The organism is Streptomyces xylophagus (assembly GCF_000716435.1).
Classification (GTDB): domain Bacteria; phylum Actinomycetota; class Actinomycetes; order Streptomycetales; family Streptomycetaceae; genus Streptomyces; species Streptomyces xylophagus.
The window spans coordinates 566,151-588,903 of the sequence record NZ_JNWO01000002.1 but is presented as its reverse complement, the minus strand read 5'-3'; the positions used below and the strand labels follow the sequence as shown (position 1 = coordinate 588,903).

Below are 22,753 nucleotides of genomic sequence, written 5' to 3'. Positions count from 1 at the left end.
TCAAACCCTGTACAGCCACTACAGAGAGGGGGCAAGCCATGACGACGACGGAGGCACCGGCCACACCACCCGACGTCCGTCACCGGATCGCCACGACCGGGGCGCGGCACACGCTGGGCCGCGTCCTGGTCACCCTCGCCCGGTCGATCGCGATCTTCGTGCCCGTGTTCCTGGTCGCGACGTTCGTGACGTTCGCGCTGCGGTCACTGAGCGGGCTCAGCCCGGCGCGGATCCAGCTGGGCGAGGAAGCAACTCCCGAAGCGGTAGCGAGAGTTGAAGCACAGTGGGGTCTCAACCGGCCCTTCCTCGTGCAGTACGTCGACTGGCTGGGCGGCGTCCTGCACGGGCAGCTCGGCACCAGCTGGACCAACGGCGCCGACATCTCCACCCTCATCGGCCTCGGCCTGGGCGTGAGCCTGTCGGTGGCGTTCTTCGCGCTGATCATCGGTGTGGTCGCGGGCTTCGCCCTCGGCACGATCGCCGCTCTGCGCCGCACCACGTGGATCGACCGTGCGATCACGGGCTTCGTCACGGTGATCTCGGTGATGCCGGCCTTCGTCGTCGGCATCGTGCTGGTCGCGGTGTTCGCGGTGGGGCTGCATGTGTTCCCGTCCGCGGGATACGTCCCGGCGGCGCAGGGGGTCGGGCCGTGGCTCGCCCATATCACCCTGCCCGCCGTCGCGTTGAGCTTCGACGTGATTGCCGACGTCGCCAGGCAACTGCGCACCAGCCTCATCGCCGCCTACCGCGAGAACTACGTGACGGGCGCGATCGTACGGGGGCTCAGTCCACGGCGGATCTTCTTCGGGCATGTGCTGCGCAACGGCCTCGGCCCGGCGCTCGCGACGCTCGGTCTGAAGTTCCCCACGCTGGTCGGCGCCTCCGTCGTCACCGAGTGGATCTTCGGGCTCCAGGGGTTCGGCCGGTTCGCCAACGACTCGGCCCAGGCCGGTGACGTTCCGGCCGTCCAAGGGGTCCTCGTGGTGTCGATCGTCCTGGTCGTCGTCTTCAACCTGATCGTCAACCTGGTGCTGGCGCGTGTGACGCCGGCGTCCCAGCGGGGGGTGTGACCATGGTGCGCCGCGTGCTCTCCCTGACGTCCGGCCGGATCGCCCTGGTGATCCTGACGGTGATCGCCCTGCTCGCCGTCCTCGGGCCGTTCATCGCGCCCGACAACCCGCTGGCCACCAGTCCCGACACACTCGCCGACGCCTCGGGCGCCCACTGGCTCGGCACCGACTACCTCGGCCGCGATGTGCTGAGCCGGCTGCTCGACGGCTCCCGGGTCAGCGTGCTCGGCTCGCTCGAAGTCGCCCTCACGGCACTGGGTGTCGGGGCGATCCCCGGCATCCTGTCGGTCTACTTCGGCCGGGTCTTCGAGTGGGTCACCCTCCGGCTGACCGACACCCTGGTCGCCCTGCCGTTCCTGCTGTTCGCCGTCGCTGTGGTCGCCCTCCTGGGCAACGGCATCACCCAAGCGATGCTGGTCACAGGGGTGTTGGTGTCCCCGCTGTTCTACCGGGTGGCCCGCGCCGCCACCCTGGCCGTGGCCCGCTCGCCGTACGTGGAGGCGGCGCTCATCTCCGGCGCCTCCATCGGGTGGGTCGTACGGCGGCATGTGTGGGTCAAGGTGCTTCCGCCGATCGCCGTCGCGCTCGCCCAGACCATCGGGGTCGGCTTCGTCATCGTCTCGACGCTGACGTTCCTCGGGATCGGCGTCCAGCCGCCCGCGCCCACCTGGGGCGGCCTGCTCGCCTCGGACCTCGGCTATCTCACCCAGAAGCCGTGGGCTCCGCTGGTCCCCGCCCTGCTGATCATGGTCACCGTCTGGGCCTGCAACCTCCTCGCCGACGCGATCCGCGATGTGTCCGGCGAGGCGGGCCGGGCCCTGGTCAACAACCGCAAGGCACGCGCGAATCGCCTCGCCGGGACCGACTCCGACGCCGACCTCGCTCACGTTCACGCCGGAGGTGCGTGATGGCAACTCTCTCCGAGAAAGTCCTGACCGAGGCCGAGCGGAACAACAGGGCCGGGGCCGAGGAGACCGGCACGACGGAGCCCGTCCGTCCGGCCGCCGCTCCATCCACACCCGTCCTGTCCGTACGCGACGTGCGCATCAGCGACCAGGCCGCCGGCCAGGAGATCGTCCACGGCGTCTCCTTCACGCTCACGCCCGGCAAGGCCGTCGGCATCGTCGGTGAGTCGGGCAGCGGAAAGACCCTCACCTGTCGGGCCACGCTGGGTATCCTGCCCGCCCACTTCGAGGTCACCGGCGGCTCGATCGAGATCGACGGACAGGAGATCTCCGGCCTCTCGTCGGCGCAGTGGACTGCCCTGCGCGGCGCCACGATCAGCGCGGTCTTCCAGGACCCGGCGTCCTATCTCAACCCCTCGATCCGCGTGGGCGCCCAGATCGCCGAGGTGCTCAAGGTCAAGAAGGGCCTCAAGCGGCGCGAGGCGCACCGCCAGGCGATCGAACTGCTCCACGCGGTGCGTCTGCGCGACCCGGAGCTGGTCTACACCCAGTACACCTACGAGCTCTCCGGCGGCATGCTCCAACGGGTCCTCATCGCGGCCGCGATCGCCGCCGACCCGCGCATCCTCATCGCCGACGAGGCCACGACCGCGCTCGACGTCACCGTCCAGGCCGAGATCCTCGACCTGCTGGCCGACCTCCGTGAACGCACCGGCCTTGCCCTCGTCCTGGTCTCCCACGACCTGGCCGTCGTCGCGCAACTCTGCGACGAGGTCCTCGTCATGCGGCAGGGCGAGGTGGTCGAACAGGGCCCTACACACGAGGTGTTGCACCACCCCCAGCACGAGTACACCCGGCTGCTGATCGCCGAGCACGAGCAGTACGGCCTGGACAAGTTCCTCGCCACAGATGCCATAGACGCCACAGAAGCCGCGGGGGCCGTCGCCGCCGGGGACAAAGTCGAGGAGTCCGCATGAGCGGGGAGCCCGCCGGTCCCGTCCTTGAGGTCACCGGCCTGGACGTGCACTACGGCCTGCGCCGGCGCCGCCGACAAGCCCTGCACGATGTCTCGTTGAGCATCGCGCCGGGCGAGACCATCGGCATCATCGGCGAGACGGGCTCCGGCAAGTCGACGCTCGCGCGCGCCGCGCTCGGCCTGGTGCGTGCCTCGTCCGGGTCGATCGTGATCGACGGCGAGGAGGTCGGCGCGTACGGCCATCGCCAGTGGCGCGCGCTGCGCCGTCGGGGGGTGATCCAGTACGTCTTCCAGGACCCGCTGCGCAGCCTCGACCCTGACGTGACGATCGAAACGTCCTTGGCCGAACCGCTGTTGATCCAGGGCGTGTCCCGGCAGGAGGCGGCGACGCGGGTGCGCGCCTTCCTCGACCGGGTACGGCTCTCGGAGGATCTGCTCGACCGGCTGCCGGGCGAGTTGTCCGGTGGTCAGCGTCAACGGGTCGCCGTGGCACGGGCGTTGGTCACCGAGCCACGGCTGGTCATCCTCGACGAACCGGTCAGCGCGCTCGACTCCGCCAACCGTGTCCAGATCCTGCAGATCCTCAAGGAGCTCCGCGCGGACGGCGTTGCGCTCGTCTTCATCTCCCACGACCTCGGGTCCGTCGCCGGGGTCGCCGACCGCATCGCCGTGCTGTACCAGGGCGAGTTGGTCGAGATCGACGCTGCCGCCGACGTCATCCGCCGGCCCCAGCACCCCTACACCCGCCTGCTCGTACGGTCCGCGCCGACCCTGCACAGCGCGGCGGCCGACCGCGCCGAACGCGAGACCCTGCGCGCCCTCCTGCGCGCCCTCCTGCACGCCTGACACCCCGTCTACTTCCGCTGAACTTCCGCTGACAGAACAGGAACAGCCATGTCCCGCACGCTCCACCTCGCCCTTCACCCCTACGGCGTGGGCGGTCCCGGCCAGCACGGTCTGTGGAAGGACCCGCGCGTCGCGAAGAACGCCAGCATCGACATCAACTACTACATCCGGCTGGCACAGGCGGCCGAACACGCCTTGTTCGACGCCCTGTTCATCGTCGACAGCCAGTTCATCAACTCCACCTACCCGGCGCATTACCTCAACCGCCTCGAACCGCTGACCCTGTTGTCGGCCGTCGCGACCCACACCAAGCACCTCGGCCTGGTGGGCACGGCGAGTTCGACGTACAACTCGCCCTTCAACCTCGCCCGCCGCTTCGCCTCGCTCGACCACATCAGCGGCGGGCGGGCCGGCTGGAACGTCGTCACCAGCTTCGACACCGGCACCGCGCGGAACTTCGGACTCGACGAGCACCTCGACTACGCCACCCGCTACGGCCGTGCCCTCGAGTTCGTGCAGGTCGCGCGGGGGCTGTGGGACTCCTACGAGGACGACGCGTTCCCGGCCGACGTCGAGCGGGGCGTGTTCCTCGACCCGGCCAAGCTGCACGAACTCGACCACGCGGGCGAGCACTTCAAGATCGCGGGCCCGCTGAACCTCTCCCGCTCCCCGCAGGGCCAGCCGGTGATCTTCCAGGCCGGTGTCTCCGAGGAGGGCCGTGATCTCGCCGCCCAGGTCGCCGAGGGCATCTTCGCGCCCGGAGGCACCCTGGAGTCGTCGCGGGACTACTACGCCGACGTCAAGAAGCGCACCGCCGCCTACGACCGCGACCCCGAGCACGTCAAGATCCTCATCCACGGCGGCCCTGTCGTCGGCGCCACCGACGAGGCGGCTCGCCGTCGCGAGCGGGAGATCTTCGAGGAGGACGACGACTTCGGCCGCAACCTGGCGCTGCTGGGCCGTTCCTTCGGGGCGTACGACTTCAGCGTGCACGACCTGGACGCGCCCTTCCCGGATGTCGCCCACCTCGCCGAGAAGGGCGGGCGCACGGGTGCCACGCAGCTCATCGAGCGGGCCAGGACCGAGAACCTGACCCTGCGTCAAGTAGCCGAATCCGTCAACCAGTTCCACCAGTCGCCGTTCGTCGGGGACCCGCGGACCGTGGCCGACACCATCCAACAGTGGTTCGACGCCCGCGCCCTCGACGGCTTCAACCTCGCCTTCCGCACCGAGGAAGAGCTGAACTACTTCGTCGACAGTGTCGTCCCGATCCTCCAGAAGCGCGGCCTGTTCCGCACCGAGTACACGTCCGACACCCTGCGCGGCAACCTCGGCCTGCCGATCCCCGCCAACCGTCACTCCCGCGAGCGCCAGCTCGTGAACGACTGAGGGCCGCGCGATGACCGAACTGTCGGCGACGGGGGGCCGCGACGTCCACACCGTCCGCTTCCCCGCCGCCACTCCCCCGGCGACGGTCGGCGTCCTCGTCGTCGGCGCGGGCCCGGTGGGACTCGCGGCCGCCGTCGAGTTGACCTCACGGGGTGTCCAGGTCGCCGTCGTCGACCGGGCCCGCACCGCGACCCTGGTACGGGCCGGCGCGATGGGCCACACCCCGCGTGTCGTGGAGCATCTGCGACGCTGGGGACTGCTCCAGCGCGTGAGGGACGCGTGGACGTATCCGCCGGAATGGCACCGGGGGACGCGGCTGGTCACCTCCCTCGCCGGGCACGAACTGATGCCGGTGCCCGCCCCGTCGTTCACCACCAGGGGAAGCGCCTCCGGGCACTCCGCGGACGAGGCGCTGCGCCGCCCGCAGACCGTGTTCCAGCGGGTGTTCCTCGACCACCTCACGGAACAGGGCGTCAGCGTGTCCGGCGGTTGGGAGTTGACCGCGCTGCGCGAGGACGAGGACGGCATCGACGCGGAGGTCGTGGACGTCAACTCCGGGCGCACACACACCATTCGGGCCGCCTACGTCCTGGGCACCGACGGAGGCAGCAGCACCACCCGCCGCTTGGCCGGCATCGGCCGAACCGGACAGCACGCCACCGAGAAACGGCTGCGCCTCATCGTCCGCACCGGCGACATCTCCGACCGGGTCGGACCCTCGCCGAGCGCGACGAACATCGTCGTCAACGCCCGCGCCTCCGGCTTCCTGGCCGCCGTCAGCGCACGCGAGTGGCGGGTGTACGCCGGGCCCTACCCCCTCGAACACGAGCCCAGCGAGGGCGAGTTGCTGGACATCGGGCGGGCGGCGTTCGGACTGGACCTCGATCTCGAGCTGGTGTCCGCGACAACCTTCTACCACGCCACCCGGATCGCGGAGACGTTCCGTCGCGGCCGGGTCCTGCTGGCCGGTGACGCCGCCCATGTACGCACGCCCGGCGGCAACTTGGGCGAAGGCATCGGCGACGTGGTCAACCTGGGCTGGAAGCTCTCGGCGGTGCTCGACGGCCACGCTCCGCCGAGTCTGCTCGACTCCTACGACCAGGAGCGCCGCCCGCACAACTGGCGTGTCGCCGAGCACTCGTTGGAGCGGGCGCGGCGCACAGAGGCCACCCTCGCCGAGATCAGGGCCGCCGGGATTCCCGACGACGCGGACCTCGGCGACGAGGCCGTACGGCGGCGGGCCGAGATCGGCGCACGCCTGCGCCGGGACCGTTTCGGCAGCGACGGGGTCGCCTTCGACGAGCGCTACGACGCCTCGGCGGTCGTCTGGTACGAACCCGGCCAGCTCGACACCGAACCGCCCTGGCGCGCCGACGTCTACGAGGACGACCCGCGACCGGGCCACCGCGCGCCGGACGGCCCCGTCGACCCGAGCGGCGGCACGCTATACGACCGCCTCGGCACCTCCTTCGGCCTGCTCGTCCTCACCGAGGACCGAACGGTCGAGCATGCCTTCGCCGCCGAAGCCGCCGCCCGCTCCCTGCCGTTCACCGTCGTCCACCTCACCGACCCGGCGGCACGGGCCGTCTACGGCACCACCAACGTCCTGATCCGCCCCGACCAGCACGTCGTCTGGCGCGGTATCCGGCTGCCCGAGGCCGGCGCCGGCGCCGTACTCGACCGGGTATTGGGCCAGGTCGAGGCGCCGGTGGCACGCACCCCGACCCCCGCCACGACGGCAGCCTGAGACCGAAAGGCGATCACCCCATGACGAGCGAGAGACCACGCTTCCGGCTCGGTTTCCTCACCCACGTCCAGGGCCGCGACGACGACATCGCCCGCACCTACCGCAATGCACAGGAACTCTTCGTCGTAGCCGACGAGTTGGGCTTCGACGTCGGCTGGGTGGCCCAGCACCACGTCTCTCTCGGAGGCGGCGGACTGTCCTCACCGTGGACGTTCCTCGCCCACGCGGCGGCCCGCACGACCCGCATCCGGCTCGGCACCGCCGTCACCGTCCTGCCGCTGGAGGATCCGGTCAGGCTCGCCGAGGACATCGCCACCGTCGACACACTCAGCGGGGGCCGCGTCGAGTTCGGCGTGGGCAGCGGATCGAGCGAGGTGGAGTACGCGGCGTTCGGCAAGGACGTGACGCGCAAGCGTGAACTGACCAGCGAGAACCTCGACATCGTGCGCCAGGCCCTCGACCACCGCGAGGTGGGCACGCCCGGCTTCCGCATCCAGCCCCGGCCCGGCGACTTCAACCACCGCGTCTGGCAAGGGGTGTTCAGCGAGCAAGGGGCCCGGTACGCCGCGCAGAGCGGTTCGAACCTGCTGCTCAACCGTGCGGCCTACGGCTTCGACGCCCCCACCGACGAGGTCCAACGCCCGTGGGCTGACGCCTACTTGGCCGCCTGGGACCGAGTGCACCGCCCGCGCATCGGCCTCTCCCGGTTTGTGTTCCCCGCCAAGGACCGGCGTACGGCCCTCGCGGCGATCGGCGACGACGTCCACCGGGCCGCGCTGCGCATGGCGGAGCACGGCGCGTTCCCCAAGGGCCTTGACGCGGACGAGGCGTTGCGCCGTTTCCACTCGTTCTACGGCCATCCCGAGGAGATCGTCGCGGCCCTCGGGCAGGAGAAGGTGCTGCCCGTCGCGACGGACCTGATCACCCAGTTCAACCCCGCCGTCCCCGACCACGACGCCGCCGTCCGCGCCCTCGAACTCATCGCGACCGAGGTGGCACCCGCCTTGGGCTGGCAGCCCGCGCGGCCGGCCGAGCCCGTATCCGCAGGAGTGTGAAATGACCCAGTACAGCGACTACTTCGGCCCCGAGGGCCTCCGCGTCCGAGGCACGATCCTCGTCGTCCCGGGCCGTGGCGAGACCCGGGCGACCTACGCCCGCTTCGGCAGACGCCTCGCCGCCGACGCCTACCGGGTCCGCGTGATCGACGCCCCCGACCTCGACACCGAGGACCTCACCGCCCTCACCGCCCGCCTCACCGCCGCCGCCGAGGACACGGCGACCGAGGGCGGTGTCGTACGGCCCCTCGTCCTGATCGGAGCCGACTCGGGCGCCGCCGCCGTGGCCGCGCCGCTCGGACAGGCACCCGACGCGCAACCCGACGCCGTGGTCCTCGCGGGTCTTCCCGGTCAGGTCCCCGCCGTCACCGCCGGCACCTGGGACGAGGAACTCGACGTCCGCACCTCCTGCCCGGCTCACCGAGGCGCCCTCACCGAGGATCCCGAGGTGCGGCGCGGCTCGCTCGACGACGCGATCCCGGAGGCCGTGCTCACCGCCGCCTACGACAGCGAAGCCGCCGTCCCGACCCTGTTCCTCGTCGGCGACGCCGACCCGCTCGCCGACCACGAGGCGCTCGAGCACACGGCCAAGTCCCTTCCCAGCGCCCGGCTTTCGGTCGTGCACGGCGCTCATCACGATGTCCTCAACGACCTCCAGCACCGCTCGGTGGCCGCCGAGGTCGTCACCTTCCTGGAGACCCTGCGCAACGAACTGCGTCCGCTGATCACCGTGCGGTCGACCGCCTGGTGAGCGTCCGGCCGCCCGCTCGGTACGCCGTCTGAACCCCGACCTCGAAAGGTCCCGTCATGGCCTCGATCCTGTCCGTCTCCGGAAGCCCCTCCCCCACCTCTCGCACCACACGACTCCTGCGTCACCTGGACGACCGCCTCCGCCGCCAAGGCCATGACGTGACCCCGCTGGAAGTACGTACCCTGCCCGCGCAGGCCCTGCTGGGCGCCGACTTCGGGCACCCGGCGATCGTCGCCGCCACGGCCCTGTTCGAACAGGCGGACGGGGTGGTGATCGGCACGCCGGTCTACAAGGCCGCGTACTCGGGCCTGTTGAAGTCGCTGCTCGACCTGCTCCCGCAGTACGCGCTGACCGGCAAGACGGTGCTGCCGCTGGCCACCGGTGGCAGTACGGCCCATGTGCTGGCGATCGACTACGCGTTGAGGCCGGTGCTCAGTTCGATGGGGCCCTCGCACATCGTGCCGGGGTGGTTCACGCTCGACAAGGACATCACCGTCGGCGACGACGGCTCCCTGACCGTGGCATCCTCGGCGGCCACGGCGCTGGAGCAGGTCACGGATCACTTCTCCAGGGCGCTGGGAGGCCGTACGGCGGTGCTGGCGTCCACGGGGTGATCCGGACCGGGGGCCGGCGTGGATGTGGCAGTCGTGTTTCAACTCCCCACGTCACGCTGGTTCTCCGGCACCGGCTGTGGTTCTCTCACACCATGACCGTGCTCGTGACCCGCCGCCACGTCGACTACGTGCGTGTCACCAGCACGGGGTGTTCCGCCGAGAGCTGACGCTCCGCTCCGGCATCCGATCCCCCTTCTCCACCACCGCGCCGTGCCGTCCTCCGCCCTCCCCGTTTCCGGTCGGGGCAGCGGCCTCGCGGTCGCCTCAGTCACCCCGCACCCCGCACGCCCCGCCCAAGGGAGAAGCATGAGCCAGCCCATCGACTCCGTCACCGCGGGTCACACGCCCGACGACGAGCCCGCAGGTCCCGACACCTCGGCCTGGTCCTTCGAGACCAAGCAGATCCACGCCGGTGCCGCACCGGACCCGACGACCGGGGCGCGGGCGACGCCGATCTACCAGACCAGTTCGTTCGTCTTCCGCGACACCCAGCACGCCGCCGACCTGTTCTCGCTGGCCGAGCCCGGCAACATCTACACCCGGATCCACAACCCCACCCAGGACGTCTTCGAGCAGCGCGTCGCCGCCCTGGAGGGCGGAGTCGCCGCCGTCGCCCTCGCCTCGGGGCAGGCCGCGGAGACCCTGGCCATCCTGACGCTGGCGTCCGCGGGCGACCACCTGGTCTCCAGTACGTCCCTGTACGGCGGCACGTACAACCTCTTCCGGCACACGCTGCCCAAGTTCGGCATCGAGGTGTCCTTCGTCGACGACCCGGACGACTTCGAGGCGTGGCGGGCGGCGATCCGGCCGAACACGAAGGCCTTGTTCGCCGAGACGCTCGGCAATCCGCGCGGCAATGTGCTCGATGTGCGGGCGGTGGCCGATGTCGCGCACGAGGCGGGTGTTCCGCTGATCGTGGACAACACCGTGCCGACCCCGTACCTGTTGCGCCCGATCGAGCACGGCGCCGACATCGTCGTCCACTCCGCGACGAAGTTCCTCGGCGGGCACGGCACCACGATCGCCGGTGTCGTGGTCGACGGCGGCACCTTCGACTTCGGCGCGCACGCCGAGCGCTTCCCGGACTTCAGCGAGCCGGACCCCAGTTACCACGGCCTCCAGTACTGGCCGGCGCTCGGCCCGGGCGCCTTCGCCATCAAGCTGCGCGTGCAGTTGCTGCGTGACTTGGGCCCGGCGATCTCGCCGCACTCGGCGTTCCTGCTCCTCCAGGGCGTCGAGACGCTGAGCCTGCGCATCGAGCGGCACTCGGCGAACGCGCAGGCTCTGGCCGAGTGGCTGGAGCAGCGGGATGAGGTGGCCGCCGTCCACTACCCGGGACTCGAGTCCAACCGGTGGTACGAGGCGGGGCAGCGCTATCTTCCGCGCGGCGCCGGAGCGGTGCTGGCCTTCGAACTGCGGGACGGCGTCGAGGCCGGGAAGCGGTTCGTGGACGCGGTCGAGCTGTTCAGTCATCTCGCCAATATCGGGGACGTCCGCAGTCTCATCATTCACCCCGCATCTACGACCCATAGTCAGCTGGACGAGGCGCAGTTGGCGGCGACGGGTACCTCGCCGGGGCTGGTGCGTCTGTCGGTCGGCATCGAGAACCTCGCCGATCTGAAGGCCGACCTGGAGGCCGGGTTCCGTGCGGCCAAGGGTGCGTCCTGAGCACCGTACCGACACCGTCAGCGGTCCCCCTTCCGCCGGCCTCCGGGGCCTGGCGGAAGGGGGACCCGCCCGGGCGCCGTCAGTGGCACACCCGGGAGAAGCCCCTCGCCCTGGAGGCGGGCGGTGAACTCCCCGGTGTGCGGCTGGCGTTCGAGACGTGGGGACGGCTCGCACCGGACCGCTCGAACGCCGTGCTGGTGCTGCACGCGCTCACCGGTGACAGTCATGTCGCCGGACCGGCCGGGCCGGGGCATCCCACTCCCGGCTGGTGGGACGCGCTCGTCGGGCGGGGTCAAGTGCTGGACACGGAGCGGTGGTTCGTCGTCGCGCCGAACGTGCTGGGCGGCTGTCAGGGCAGCACGGGGCCGTCGTCTCTCCGCCCGGACGGGCGCAGGTGGGGCGGGGGTTTCCCGTTCCTGACGCAGCGCGACCAGGTCGCCGTAGAAGCCGGTCTCGCCGATGAACTGGGCATCGAGCGTTGGGCGTTGGTGGTCGGCGGGTCCATGGGCGGGATGCGGGCGCTGGAGTGGGCGGTGACGTATCCGGAGCGGACGGAGGCGCTTCTGCTGCTCGCCACCACCGCTGCGGCGAGCGCCGAGCAGATCGCCTGGACGAACATCCAGCTCCACGCCGTCCGCTCCGATCCGCACTGGCACGGCGGCGATTACCACGACACCGGCCGGGGGCCGCATGCGGGACTCGGGCTCGCCCGCCGTCTGGCCCACGTCACCTACCGCAGCGAACCGGAGTTGGCGGTCCGTTTCGGTCGTGCGCCGCAGGGTTCGGAGGATCCGTGGAACGGCGGCCGGTACCAGGTCGAGTCGTATCTCGACCATCACGCCGCCAAGTTGGTGCGCCGTTTCGACGCGGGCAGTTATGTCACTCTCTCCGAGGCCATGAACAGCCACGACATCGGCCGCGACCGCGGTGACACGCGCGCGGCGCTGCGCCGGGTGACCGCGAGGACCCTGGTCGCCGGGGTCGACTCCGACCGTCTCTATCCGCCGTCCCAGCAGGCGGAGTTGGCGGCCGGAATCCCGTCGGCGGACCGTCTCCGTCTGATCGCATCGCCGTATGGGCACGACGGGTTCCTGATCGAGACGGAGCAAGTGGCCGCGCTCGTAAGCGAGTTGGTCGGCTAGCGGTGCTGCCCTAGCGTCGACGCCAGGGCAGCGCCTCCTGGTCGTCGCCGGATTCCTCCTCGCGATGGAGCGCGGCGTTGATGGCCTCGCCGATCTCCGCGAACTGGCGCACCTGCTCGGGCGTCAGCACGTCGAAGACCGCGTGGCGTACGGCCTCGACGTGGCCGGGGGCCGCGCGCTCCAGGAACTCGCGGCCCTGCGCGGTGAGTGCGGCGAGTTGGCTGCGCCGGTTCGCGGGGTCCTCGTAGCGGTCCAGGTAGCCGGCCTCCTGGAGGCGGGTCACGGCGTGCGTCAGCCGACTGCGGGTGATCTTGAGACGCTCGGCCAGCTCCGACATGGTCAGGGTGCCCTGTGGAATCGAGGACAGGTGGGCCAACAGGATGTAGTCGGCGTGCGTCATCCCCGCGTCGCGCCGCAGCTGACGGTTGAGGTGGTCGGAGAGGAGGGTGGAGAACTCGACGTAGGCGAGCCAGGCTCGCCGTTCCTCGGCATCCAGCCAGCGTGGCGTCGTGGTCATGGTCGCACTCTAGATCCACCCGTTTGAGTCTTCAAACCGCCCTTCGGGCCGGTCTTCGAACCGTCCGCTACCAGCAGCCCTCGACCGTGGCGGCGAGACCGTCCAGGCCGTGGGTGACGGTGGCGGTGGGCGCTGTGCCGTTCTCGACGAACACGAAACTCTTCCAGCGGCCGTCCTGTCCCTTGGCGACCCCGGCCAGCGCGGACACATCGCTCAGGGTGCCGGTCTTCGCATCGACCTTTCCCACGGCGCAGGAGGCGGGAGCGGTGGTGAAGCGGCCGTAGGACGTACTGAGGGTGCCGTCGACGCCCGCGACCGGCAGGCCCTTCAGGATCGGCCACAGCTTGGCCTGGTAGCGGGTGTCGACGGCGAGTCCGGCGATGGCGGAGAGCGCGTCGGCGGTCATCCGGTCGCTGCGGGACAGGCCGCTGCCGTCGTACTCCTTCACGCCGGTGAGCGGTACGCCGTACTGCACGAGCACGGCGTGCACCGCGGCGGCGCCGCCCGCGAAGGTGGCGGCCCGGCCCTGGCCGAGCGCGGTGAGCCGCAGCAGGCCCTCGGCGATGTCGTTGTCGCTGTGCTTGAGCATGTACTCGACGGTCGTCGACAGCGGCTTGGACGTGTGGGTGGCCACCACCGTGGTGCCCGACGGTGTCGTGGCGCGCGCGGGTGTGCCCACCGTGACGCCTTGGGCGGTGAGCTGTTGGGCGAAGTACTTGGTGGCGGTGAGCGCGGTGTCCTGGGTGTTGTTCCCCTCGATCCGCAGGGCGCGGACCGGAGCGACGGTGTCCGGGTAGTAGCCGCTGTTCCAGCCGGTGGCGAGACTGGGGGCGGCGAAGAGGTGGTCGTCGAACATCAGCCGCACCGAGCGGTGGCCCTGGGCCTTCAGGACCTTGGCGGCCGCGGTGGCGAGGCTCTTCAGGTCGGCGGAGCTGAGCTGCTGGTCGCCGCCGCCGACCAGATACACCGTGCCGGAACGGTAGACGGCCTTGGTCTGCACGGTGTGATTGGGACCCAGCACGGTGAGCGCGGCGACCGCGGTCGCCAGTTTGTTGGTGGACGCGGGCATCACCCCTTTCGTGGGGTTCTTGGACCACACCGTCTGCCCCGAGACGACGTCCCGGACCTCACCCACCACATTGCTGCCCAGGTGGGCGACGCCCACCCGCTGGTTCAGCTTCCCGGCCATCGCCTTGTCTGCCGGCGTCAGCGCGCTCGCCGCCGAGGCGGAGGTGGCGGTCATCGTCATCGCGGCCACCACCGGAACCGCGATCACGGCCACCCGCTGACCGCTCCTGCCGAACTTCCCGTTCCTGCCACGCGGCAGCGCATGCCTACCCACGGCGTTCTCTCCTTCGCCTTGCTGATCCGTCTCGTACGGCGACCATGTGACCAGCGACTCAAGACCGCCCCTGGTTCGTTTCGTCTCGGTTCTGTAACCGCGCCCCGCGCCCATGAGGCACCGTCAGGAGCAGGTCTTGTCGAAGGCGTCGGCGTGCCACACGGCATGCCCGGGCACCTTGACCGTCAACTCCGCCGGTTCGGTGTCCGGGCTGGCGGTGAGGAAGGCGTCGGCCGCTGTGCAGAGCAGCTGGCGGGTCGCGAGATCGCTCAACGGCCGGGGCCACGGCGGCAGTTCGACCGTCACCGCGCTGCCCGTTGTGCCGATGTGCGGTCTCGCCTGCTGGTTCGCCGGAAAGTCGCTGGACACACCCTTGGCCCGATACGCGTCGCCCGGACCGTCGGCCAGCAGCCACACGGCCAGCTCGACGTCGAACCGCACCGGGTCGGCGTCCTGGGTCCGGTAGGCGAGTGCGGCTTTGAGATCGGTGCTCGGACCGCTGTTGTCGGGCAGGGCGATCAGGGCGTCGCGACGGACGAAGTAGAGCATCGTGTTCTGCCCGATCCCGGTCGCGGAGTCTCCGGCGGGCACCACGCCGCTGGCGGGGACCCCGCAGGCGGTCAGCAGCAGTCCGGCCGGAAGCAGCAGCGCGGCGAGCCGGCAGCGGGCGGTCGTGGACATCACGGCAACTGGCCGCCTTCCGCCGGGGTTTCGGAGGGGTCCGGGGCCAACTCGTTCTGCGACAGGGGCAGTTCCACGGTGAAGAGGGCGCCGCCCCCCGGGTGGTTCGCGGCGTGGACGGTGCCGTGGTGGAGGCGGACGTTCTCGGTGGTGATGGCGAGTCCGAGGCCGCTGCCCTCGGTTCTGGTGCGGGCGGTGTCGGTCTTGTAGAAGCGGTCGAAGATCAGGGGCAGGACGTCGTCGGGGATTCCGGGACCGCTGTCCAGTACCTCGATGACCGCCCACGGCCCGGCGCCCGGGCGGTCGTAGCCGAACAACCGCAGATGTACGGGTGGCGCGCCGTGGCGCAGCGCGTTGGCGACGAGGTTGGCGACGATGACGTCGAGCCGGCGGGGGTCGAGACGGCCGCGCAGTGCACCGGGCGGGGGCAGTTGGGTGTGCACGGTCCCCAGCCAGGCGCGGGTGGCGAGGGTGCTGCGGACGGATTCGGCGAGGTCGATGTCGTCCAGGTGCAGCGTGGCCGCGCCCGCGTCGAAGCGGGACATCTCCATCAGGTCGTCCACCAGGCGGGCCAGTTTGACGGTTTCCTCGCTGATCAGCCGTACGGCGGTGGCCGTGTCCGGATCGAGGTGGGCCGCGTCCTCGTCGAGGACGTCGGTGACCGCCGACATGGCGGCCAGCGGAGTGCGCAGTTCGTGGGAGACGTCGGCGGCGAAGCGGCGGGCACGGGTCTCCATCCGGCGCAGTTCGGCGACCGACTCCTCCAGTGCGGCGGCGGTCTCGTTGAACGTGTGGGAGAGATCGGCGAGTTCGTCGGAGCCCTCGACGGTGAGCCGGGTGTCCAGGTGTCCCTCGGCGATGCTGCGGGTGGCGTCGCGCAGCGCACGCACCGGACGCAGCACACCGCGGGCGGCGAGGAGGGCGAGCAGAACGGCCAGGACCAGTGCGGGTACGGTGGCCCGCTCGACGGCGCCGACCAGGGCGTCGATGGAGCGCTGTTCGGCAATCTGAGGGACCGTCAAAAAGACGGACAGACCGGACCTTTCAGTCGCGGTCCGCCGTGAGTCCTCGAAGGGGACCGGCAGGCCGACGACGAGTGCGGGGCGACCGTGGACCGTCACCCGCTGGAAGAGCGCGGAGGAGTGGGTGGCCACGGCCGTCCGCATGTCTTGGGTCAACTCGGCGAACGGATCCTTGGGCGTGGACGTGGCGCTCAGACCGCGATAGGCCGCCAGGACCCGCCAGCTCTGGGCGGGTTCGGACTTGGCCACGTCATCGGCGAACGACTGCAGTTGGGCGGGACTCAGGGGAAGCCGGTAGTCGGCCACGACGTTGTTCACGTGATCGCGGAACTGCCGGATCACCGCGTCCTGGCTCTGCTGAAGCACCCCGGTACGCGCCTCCCGGAAGGTCAGGGCGCCGGTGGAGAGGGTGGCGACGGCCGTCACCAGGGCGAAAGCCAGCACCAGCCGGACGCGCACACCGCGCAGCCGTGACAGTCCCCGCACCCGGGCCATCGCACGGGCGCCCCTCATCGGGGCCTTCCCGGAATCGCTCGCCGCGTTGCCCGTCCGGCCCTGCGCGGGTTCACCCTTCGGCGACCGCGACCGCGACCCGTGTCGCGCCGGGGGCCGCGCCGCCTCAGGAGTCGCGTGCCCGGCCGCGTCCGGCGCCTCCGGCCGCTTCGTGGGGGACTTCAGCAGGTTCCTCACCGCGGCCCGGGCAGGTCGTACCGGCCGGGCAGGCTCACATCCGGCCGACCCGGCCCGGCGGGCTCCTGCGCGGTCTCCTTGAACCGGTAGCCGAACCCGCGCACGGTGTGGATGTAGCGCGGCTGCCCAGGGGATTCGCCCATCTTGGTGCGCAGCCGTTTGACACAGGCGTCCACCAGCCGTGCGTCCGCGTGGAAGTTGTGCTCCCAGACCGCTTCGAGCAGTTGCTGCCGGCTGAAGACCTGGCCCGGCGAGCCGGACAGGGTCAGCAGGAGCCGCAGTTCGGACGGGGCGAGCGCGACCGGCACACCCTTGCTGCTGACGGTCAACGCGGCCCGGTCGATGGCCAGTTCGCCGTGGATCTCGATCTTCGGCAGACCCCCGTCGGGCGATGCGCCGACGCGCCGCAGGAGCGCACGGATACGGGCTTCGAGGACCCGGGCCTGAACGGGCTTGACGACATAGTCGTCGGCTCCCGCTTCGAGCCCGACCACGATGTCCACATCGTCGCCCCGGGCGGTAGCCATGATGATCGGGACCTGGTTGTCGCCGGCGCGGATCCGGCGGCAGACCTCCAGCCCCGACATGCCGGGCAGCATCAGGTCGAGGACCACGACGTCCGCCCCGTGGGAGAGCAACCTGCCGAGCCCGTCCTCGCCGGTCCCGACGGCGACGACGTCATGCCCCTGACGGCGCAGCGCGAGTTGGACACCTTCACGCACCGCGCGGTCGTCTTCGATCAACAGGACGCATGGCATGCGCACAAGTATCCGTACACGGAACGCTCTTGATGGTCGATCACATGATCATGGCCGATTTACCACTGTCGTGACCGGCCGCGGGGCACGCGCCGCCTACCGAGGGGCCGTTACGGTCTCGTGACTTTCCGATCCAGGTCCGATCACATGGCTCCTCCAGCCTCGGTCACCTCACAACGCCCTTTCGGCAGTCGCCAGTTGGCAGTGACCCAGGAGTCCCTCTCGATGCGCAGCCCTTCGTCGCAGGAACCGTCCTCTCCCCCGGCGCGGACCCACCGTGCCGCGAGCTCCCACCGCAGGCGCTTGATCGACTACCCGCGCCGCGGCCGAAGAGGCCTCCGCCGCTGGCTGCCGTCGTGGCGGCTGCTGCTCGGCGGTTTTCTGCTGTTCGTCGGCAGCCTGTCCGGCCTCTTCGCCTACGTGTACTCGCAGGTGTCCATACCGGACGAGAACGCGGCGGCGCGGCAGGAGGCCAACGTCTACTACTGGGCCGACGGCAGCCAGATGACGGCCGTGGGGGCGGTGAACCGGCAGATCGTGCCGCTGTCCCAGATACCCGCCTCGATGCGGAACGCGGTGGTAGCGGCGGAGAACGCGAGCTTCTACAGCGATCCCGGCGTCTCGTTCACGGGCGAGTTGCGCGCGGTCGTCAACATGGCCAAGGGCGAAGATGTGCAAGGCGGTTCGACCATCACCCAGCAGTATGTGAAGAACACCTATCTGTCGCAGGACCAGACCTACACCCGCAAGGTCAAGGAGTTCTTCATCTCCTTGAAGGTGAGCCGGACCAAGAGCAAGGACCTGATCCTCCAGGGCTATCTGAACAGCAGCTGGTTCGGCCGCCAGGCATACGGGATCCAGGCCGCGGCCTACGCGTACTACGGCATTCCGGCCAAGGACCTCGACCCGAGCCGGGCCGCACTGCTGGCCTCGACGCTCAAGGGCGCGGAACAGTACGACCCATCACTCAGCGCCGCCAACCACGCCCGTGCGGTGGCACGTTGGAGCTGGACCCTGGACCGCGAAGTCGCGAACGGGCTGATGACCCCGGCGGAGCGGAACAAGTACCGAACGTTCCCGGAGCCCAAGAAGGAATCAGTGTCGACGAGCATGGCCGGCCAGATCGGCTATCTCGTCAATGTCACCAACGCCTACATCACCAAGCGCACCGGACTGGCCGCCAAGGACCTCGCGCGCGGCGGCTACCGGATCCACACCACCTTCGAGAAGGACAAGGTGCGGCGGCTGGAGCAGGCCGTCAAGGACGTCACCGGCAAGGGCCTCGACCCGAAGAACCGCCCCACCGACCGCGATGTCCAGATCGGCGCCGCCACGATCCGGCCCCGGGACGGCGCCGTACTCGCGCTCTACGGCGGCTCGGACGCCACCCGGCACTTCACCGACAACGCGGACACCTCGGGCGTCCCGGCCGGGTCGGTGTTCAAAACCTTCGCGCTCGCCGCCCTCATCGACGACCAGCGGCGCGCCCATCCCGTCCGCCGGTCGGCGTACACGCCTCCGCCCGAGATCTCGGACATGCAGAGCGCTCTGGTGACCTCGGCCCACGCACCCTTCGTCCAACTGGGCAAGTCCATAGGCTGGGTGGCGATCCGAAACGCGGCCGTCGACGCCGGGCTGCTGAAGAGCAGCATGGCCCCGCTGGAGCAGACCTTCCCGATCGGCACCTCGACACCCAGCGCCATCCGCACGGCCGACGCCTACGCGACCTTCGCCAACAGCGGCCGGCAGAACGATCCGTACTCGGTGACCCGAATCCTCAGGCACGGCGAGCCGGTCGGCGGTCTCGAACACCCGGACTCGCGCGCCGCGTTCAGTCCGGGGGTGGCCGCGATCGTCGACAAGGTGCTGCAGGGCGTGGCCTTCGAGAACGGCACCCAGTCCGTCGCCCCTGGCGCCGCGTCCGTCGCCACAGGCGCCGACGACCTCACCAAGTCGGCCTGGTTCGTGGGCTACACCAAGGACCTGTCCACCGCGATCACCCTCTTCCGCAACAAGCCCGGCCAGGCCCAACTCCTCTCCCTCAAGGACGTGGGCGGCGCCGACTCCCTCCGCGGCAACATCTTTCCGCCGCGGATCTGGGCCCGTTTCATGGGCCACACCGGCGAGTTCGACCTGAACCGCACGGAACCCGCGGAGCGTGATCCGGCCAGTAATTGAAACCGTTCAATCCACTCGCACCCATTGCCCCCACCGGACTCGCCGGGACCGACCGCGAAATATCCCTGTCACAAAACCAATGCACACCGATTGACCCCCACCCCACGCGGCTCTACGTTACCCACGCCTCTCCAATGTGAATCGATTCACCCCTTTCGGGCGAGTGAGGAGTCGTAGTGATCAGCAGGAGGAACATTCTCGCGGGCGCAGTCACCACGGTCGCGGCAGCGGCCGTCGACGGCGTACCGGCGATGGCCGCACCGGCATCCAGACAGGCGCAGAGCGCCGGCCTGCGCGTGACGGAGCCGACCGTGGAATACGTCCAGCACCCGCTGGGGATCGACGCGCAACGCCCCCGCCTGAGCTGGCCGTTGGTCTCCGACGGGGTGGACACGCGTCAGAGCGCCTATCAGATCCGCGTCGCCACGACCGCGTCGGGCCTGTCCCACCCGGACATCTGGGACAGCGGGAAGGTCACGTCCGGCGAGTCCGTCCTCGTGTCCTACGGAGGTCCTGAACTCGAGCCCCGGACGCGTTACCACTGGTCCGTACGTGTGTGGGACTCCGACGGCCGGGTCTCCGGCTGGAGCGCGCCCTCGTGGTGGGAGACCGGGCTGATGGGCGCCGCGCAGTGGAGCGCCGACTGGATCGCCGCACCGGTGGGCCTCGCGGACGCGCCGTCCTTCGAGGGCGGTTCCTGGATCTGGTTCCCCGAGGGCGATCCGACGAACAGCGTTCCGGCGGCCACCCGTTGGTTCCGCGCCACTGCCCAACTGCCCGACGGGATCACCTCCGCCACGCTCGCCATCACCGCCGACAACGTGTACGCCGTCTCCGTGAACGGGGTCGAGGTGGGCCACACCGACCTCGACACGGACAACGAGGACTGGAAACGCCCGGCGGTGATCGACGTACTGGACCGGGTGCGGAGTGGTGACAACGTTATCGCCGTCGCCGCCACCAACGCGACCGTGGGCCCGGCGGGACTCATTGCCGCCCTCGTGGTCCGTACCGCCTCCGGCGAGCAGAAGGTGTTCACCGACGGTTCCTGGAAGACCACGGATCAGGAACCGGCCGACGGCTGGCGGGAGTTGGGGTTCGACGACGGAGGCTGGCCGGCGGTCCGGGTGGCGGCGGCCTGGGGCGGCGGACCGTGGGGGCGGGTCGTCCCGGTGTCGTACGCCGTCACCCAACTCCGGCGCGCATTCCGGCTGTCGCGCAAGAAGCTGTCCCGCGCACGTCTCTCCACCACGGCACTGGGACTCTACGAGGCACACCTCAACGGAAGCCGGGTCGGCCTCGACCGACTCTCCCCCGGCTGGACGGACTACCGCACGCGCGTCCAGTACCAGACGTACGACGTCACCGCGCTCCTGCGGCCCGGCGCCAACGCCATCGGGGCATACCTGGCACCCGGCTGGTACGCCGGCAACGTGGGCATGTTCGGGCCGGGTCAGTACGGCCAACACCCCGCGCTGCTCGCGCAGTTGGAGGTGGAGTACGCCGACGGGACGAGCGAGCGCATCGCGTCGGACACCGACTGGCGGGCCGCCGCCGGACCGATCGTCGCCGCCGATCTGCTGAACGGCGAGACGTACGACGCGCGCAAGGAAACCCCCGGCTGGGCCTCGCCCGGCTTCGACGACGCGGGCTGGCTCGGCGTCCGCGCCGCCGGTGACGTCGGTCCCGGCCTGATCGTCGCGCAGGTGGACGGTCCGGTGCGGGTGGAGCGGGAGCTGACAGCGGAGAGAATCACCCAACCCCGGCCCGGCACCTACGTGTTCGACCTCGGCCAGAACATGGTCGGTTCGGTGCGGCTTCGCGTGTCGGGCGACGCGGGCACGACCGTCCGGCTCAGACACGCCGAGGTGCTCAACCCCGACGGCACCGTCTACACCGCGAACCTGCGGACCGCGGCGGCGACCGACACGTACACCCTCAAGGGCGGCGGGAAGGAGGAGATCTACGAACCCCGTTTCACCTTCCACGGGTTCCGCTATGTCGAGGTGACCGGCTTCCCGGGCACTCCCACCGCCAAGGCCGTCACCGGCCGCGTCATGCACACGTCCGCCCCCTTCACCCTCGACTTCGAGACCGACGTGCCGATGCTCAACCAGCTGCACCACAACATCACTTGGGGTCAGCGCGGCAACTTCCTCTCCGTGCCGACGGACACGCCCGCGCGTGACGAGCGCCTGGGGTGGACGGGAGACATCAACGTCTTCGCGCCCACGGCCGCGTACACGATGGAGTCGGCCCGCTTCCTGTCCAAGTGGCTCGTCGACCTGCGGGACTCGCGGACCGCGGAGGGCGCGTTCACCGATGTGGCGCCGATGGTCGGCACGGTCGGCAACGGCACGGCCGGCTGGGGCGACGCGGGTGTCACGGTGCCGTGGGCCCTCTACCAGGCGTACGGCGACCGCCAAGTCCTCGCGGACGCCTGGCCGTCGGTCCAGACCTGGCTGACGTACCTGGAGAGGAACAGCAACCAGCTGCTGCGCCCGGCGCAGGGGTACGGCGACTGGCTGAACGTCGACGACGAGACCCCCAAGGACGTCATCGCCACCGCGTACTTCGCGCACGCCGCCGACCTCGCGGCCCGCATGGCCGACGCACTCGGCACGGACGCCGGCCCGTACCGCGATCTCTTCGGACGGATACGGACGGCCTTCCAGGACGCCTACGTCGCCTCCGACGGCCGTATCAGAGGCGACACGCAGACGGCCTACGTCCTGGCGCTGTCCATGGACCTGCTGGCGGACGCGTCACGGAAGCCCGCGGCCGACCGGCTCGTCGCACTCATCGAGGCCAAGGACTGGCACCTGTCGACAGGTTTCCTCGGCACTCCCCGACTGCTGCCCGTCCTGACCGCCACGGGCCACACCGATGTCGCCTACCGCCTGCTCCAGCAGCGCTCCTTCCCCAGCTGGGGCTACCAGATCGACCGGGGCTCCACCACGATGTGGGAACGCTGGGACTCCATCCGTCCCGACGGCAGCTTCCAGGACGCGGGGATGAACTCCTTCAACCACTACGCCTACGGCTCGGTGGGGGAATGGATGTACACGAACATCGCCGGCATCTCGGCGGGCCGGCCCGGCTACCGCGAGATCGTCATCCGCCCCCGTCCCGGCGGAGCCGTCACCACCGCGCGCGCCACGTTCACCTCGGTCTACGGCCCCGTCGCGACCCGTTGGCGGGAGCGGTCGGGCCGGTTCTCGCTGAGCTGCACGGTGCCGCCCAACACGACCGCCGAGGTGTGGATCCCCGCGTCCGATCCCGACACGGTGACCCGCACGCACGGGACGTTCCTGCGCCAGGAGGACGGCTGCGCTGTCTTCCGGGTCGGCTCCGGCACGCACCGCTTCACCACCTGAGCAGGGCGGTGCGGCTGCCCGGGCC

Annotated in this window: 18 protein-coding genes; 13 read left to right on the top strand and 5 right to left on the bottom strand. The window is 70.4% G+C overall.

Annotated features, from left to right (window positions below; translation table 11 throughout):
- Nucleotides 1-38 precede the first annotated feature (38 nt).
- The 11 genes from OO70_RS06110 (at nt 39) to metX (ending at nt 12,163) form a co-directional block, all read left to right on the top strand.
- Nucleotides 39-1,070 (top strand): ABC transporter permease, encoded by a 1,032-nt coding sequence (locus OO70_RS06110; protein WP_043664964.1) that lies wholly within the window; start codon nt 39-41, stop codon nt 1,068-1,070.
- A 2-nt stretch (nt 1,071-1,072) separates the two neighbouring features.
- Nucleotides 1,073-1,978 (top strand): ABC transporter permease, encoded by a 906-nt coding sequence (locus OO70_RS06105; protein WP_043664961.1) that lies wholly within the window; start codon nt 1,073-1,075, stop codon nt 1,976-1,978.
- Nucleotides 1,978-2,952 carry an ABC transporter ATP-binding protein gene (locus OO70_RS06100; protein ID WP_043664957.1) on the top strand — a complete coding sequence of 325 codons (975 nt, stop codon included), beginning with the start codon at nt 1,978-1,980 and terminating at the stop codon, nt 2,950-2,952. Before OO70_RS06105 ends, OO70_RS06100 begins: the two co-directional genes overlap by 1 nt.
- Complete coding sequence (locus OO70_RS06095) at nt 2,949-3,797, top strand: ABC transporter ATP-binding protein (RefSeq protein ID WP_043664955.1); 849 nt, start codon at nt 2,949-2,951, stop codon at nt 3,795-3,797. Before OO70_RS06100 ends, OO70_RS06095 begins: the two co-directional genes overlap by 4 nt.
- A 48-nt stretch (nt 3,798-3,845) precedes the next feature.
- Complete coding sequence (locus OO70_RS06090; protein WP_043664952.1) at nt 3,846-5,186, top strand: LLM class flavin-dependent oxidoreductase; 1,341 nt, start codon at nt 3,846-3,848, stop codon at nt 5,184-5,186.
- A 10-nt stretch (nt 5,187-5,196) separates the two neighbouring features.
- Nucleotides 5,197-6,933, top strand: coding sequence for an FAD-dependent monooxygenase (locus tag OO70_RS06085; protein WP_043664950.1), 1,737 nt, complete (start codon nt 5,197-5,199; stop codon nt 6,931-6,933).
- A gap of 20 nt (nt 6,934-6,953) precedes the next feature.
- Entirely contained in the window at nt 6,954-7,988 is a 1,035-nt protein-coding gene (locus OO70_RS06080; RefSeq protein WP_043664948.1) for an LLM class flavin-dependent oxidoreductase, read from the top strand.
- A 1-nt stretch (nt 7,989) separates the two neighbouring features.
- The gene (locus OO70_RS06075) at nt 7,990-8,739 is read left to right on the top strand and encodes an alpha/beta hydrolase (RefSeq protein ID WP_043664945.1); all 750 of its coding nucleotides are present in this window, start codon (nt 7,990-7,992) and stop codon (nt 8,737-8,739) included.
- Between the two features lie 56 nt (nt 8,740-8,795).
- Nucleotides 8,796-9,353 carry an NADPH-dependent FMN reductase gene (gene ssuE / locus OO70_RS06070; protein ID WP_043664942.1) on the top strand — a complete coding sequence of 186 codons (558 nt, stop codon included), beginning with the start codon at nt 8,796-8,798 and terminating at the stop codon, nt 9,351-9,353.
- 306 nt (nt 9,354-9,659) lie between these two features.
- A complete protein-coding gene (locus tag OO70_RS06065; RefSeq protein WP_078651261.1) occupies nt 9,660-11,021 on the top strand; it encodes a bifunctional o-acetylhomoserine/o-acetylserine sulfhydrylase in 1,362 nt (453 codons plus the stop codon).
- The gene (metX, locus tag OO70_RS06060; RefSeq protein WP_078651260.1) at nt 11,018-12,163 is read left to right on the top strand and encodes a homoserine O-acetyltransferase MetX; all 1,146 of its coding nucleotides are present in this window, start codon (nt 11,018-11,020) and stop codon (nt 12,161-12,163) included. Before OO70_RS06065 ends, metX begins: the two co-directional genes overlap by 4 nt.
- A 10-nt stretch (nt 12,164-12,173) precedes the next feature.
- Here the strand turns inward: metX and OO70_RS06055 are convergent, their stop codons facing one another.
- From OO70_RS06055 to OO70_RS06035, 5 genes are all read right to left on the bottom strand, one after another.
- Complete coding sequence (locus OO70_RS06055; RefSeq protein WP_043664936.1) at nt 12,174-12,680, bottom strand: MarR family winged helix-turn-helix transcriptional regulator; 507 nt, start codon at nt 12,678-12,680, stop codon at nt 12,174-12,176.
- 67 nt (nt 12,681-12,747) lie between these two features.
- On the bottom strand, nt 12,748-14,022 hold the full coding sequence (gene dacB, locus OO70_RS06050; RefSeq protein ID WP_234336744.1) for a D-alanyl-D-alanine carboxypeptidase/D-alanyl-D-alanine endopeptidase: 1,275 nt from the start codon (nt 14,020-14,022) through the stop codon (nt 12,748-12,750).
- Between the two features lie 123 nt (nt 14,023-14,145).
- Nucleotides 14,146-14,703: a hypothetical protein gene (locus OO70_RS06045; RefSeq protein ID WP_043664930.1), complete on the bottom strand. Its 558-nt coding sequence runs from the start codon at nt 14,701-14,703 to the stop codon at nt 14,146-14,148.
- Nucleotides 14,703-16,238, bottom strand: a complete 1,536-nt coding sequence (locus tag OO70_RS06040; protein ID WP_234336739.1) for a sensor histidine kinase — start codon at nt 16,236-16,238, stop codon at nt 14,703-14,705. The genes OO70_RS06045 and OO70_RS06040 overlap by 1 nt, the downstream gene beginning before the upstream one ends.
- A gap of 173 nt (nt 16,239-16,411) precedes the next feature.
- Nucleotides 16,412-17,173: a response regulator transcription factor gene (locus OO70_RS06035; RefSeq protein ID WP_078651259.1), complete on the bottom strand. Its 762-nt coding sequence runs from the start codon at nt 17,171-17,173 to the stop codon at nt 16,412-16,414.
- 303 nt (nt 17,174-17,476) lie between these two features.
- Here OO70_RS06035 and OO70_RS06030 point away from each other — a divergent pair, with 303 nt between their 5' ends.
- Both OO70_RS06030 and OO70_RS06025 read left to right on the top strand, forming a co-directional pair.
- Nucleotides 17,477-19,351, top strand: a complete 1,875-nt coding sequence (locus OO70_RS06030) for a transglycosylase domain-containing protein (RefSeq protein ID WP_234336736.1) — start codon at nt 17,477-17,479, stop codon at nt 19,349-19,351.
- A 176-nt stretch (nt 19,352-19,527) separates the two neighbouring features.
- Nucleotides 19,528-22,728 carry an alpha-L-rhamnosidase gene (locus OO70_RS06025; RefSeq protein WP_043664927.1) on the top strand — a complete coding sequence of 1,067 codons (3,201 nt, stop codon included), beginning with the start codon at nt 19,528-19,530 and terminating at the stop codon, nt 22,726-22,728.
- The last annotated feature ends 25 nt before the right edge of the window (nt 22,729-22,753 follow it).

What these genes read in the sequence shown, in the direction of transcription:
- OO70_RS06110 (WP_043664964.1), top strand. Translation starts at nt 39, where the DNA reads ATGACGACGACGGAGGCACCGGCCACACCACCCGACGTCCGTCACCGG.
- OO70_RS06105 (WP_043664961.1), top strand. Translation starts at nt 1,073, where the DNA reads ATGGTGCGCCGCGTGCTCTCCCTGACGTCCGGCCGGATCGCCCTGGTG.
- OO70_RS06100 (WP_043664957.1), top strand. Translation starts at nt 1,978, where the DNA reads ATGGCAACTCTCTCCGAGAAAGTCCTGACCGAGGCCGAGCGGAACAAC.
- OO70_RS06095 (WP_043664955.1), top strand. Translation starts at nt 2,949, where the DNA reads ATGAGCGGGGAGCCCGCCGGTCCCGTCCTTGAGGTCACCGGCCTGGAC.
- OO70_RS06090 (WP_043664952.1), top strand. Translation starts at nt 3,846, where the DNA reads ATGTCCCGCACGCTCCACCTCGCCCTTCACCCCTACGGCGTGGGCGGT.
- OO70_RS06085 (WP_043664950.1), top strand. Translation starts at nt 5,197, where the DNA reads ATGACCGAACTGTCGGCGACGGGGGGCCGCGACGTCCACACCGTCCGC.
- OO70_RS06080 (WP_043664948.1), top strand. Translation starts at nt 6,954, where the DNA reads ATGACGAGCGAGAGACCACGCTTCCGGCTCGGTTTCCTCACCCACGTC.
- OO70_RS06075 (WP_043664945.1), top strand. Translation starts at nt 7,990, where the DNA reads ATGACCCAGTACAGCGACTACTTCGGCCCCGAGGGCCTCCGCGTCCGA.
- ssuE (WP_043664942.1), top strand. Translation starts at nt 8,796, where the DNA reads ATGGCCTCGATCCTGTCCGTCTCCGGAAGCCCCTCCCCCACCTCTCGC.
- OO70_RS06065 (WP_078651261.1), top strand. Translation starts at nt 9,660, where the DNA reads ATGAGCCAGCCCATCGACTCCGTCACCGCGGGTCACACGCCCGACGAC.
- OO70_RS06055 (WP_043664936.1), bottom strand. Translation starts at nt 12,680, where the DNA reads ATGACCACGACGCCACGCTGGCTGGATGCCGAGGAACGGCGAGCCTGG.
- OO70_RS06045 (WP_043664930.1), bottom strand. Translation starts at nt 14,703, where the DNA reads ATGTCCACGACCGCCCGCTGCCGGCTCGCCGCGCTGCTGCTTCCGGCC.
- OO70_RS06040 (WP_234336739.1), bottom strand. Translation starts at nt 16,238, where the DNA reads ATGAGGGGCGCCCGTGCGATGGCCCGGGTGCGGGGACTGTCACGGCTG.
- OO70_RS06035 (WP_078651259.1), bottom strand. Translation starts at nt 17,173, where the DNA reads ATGCCATGCGTCCTGTTGATCGAAGACGACCGCGCGGTGCGTGAAGGT.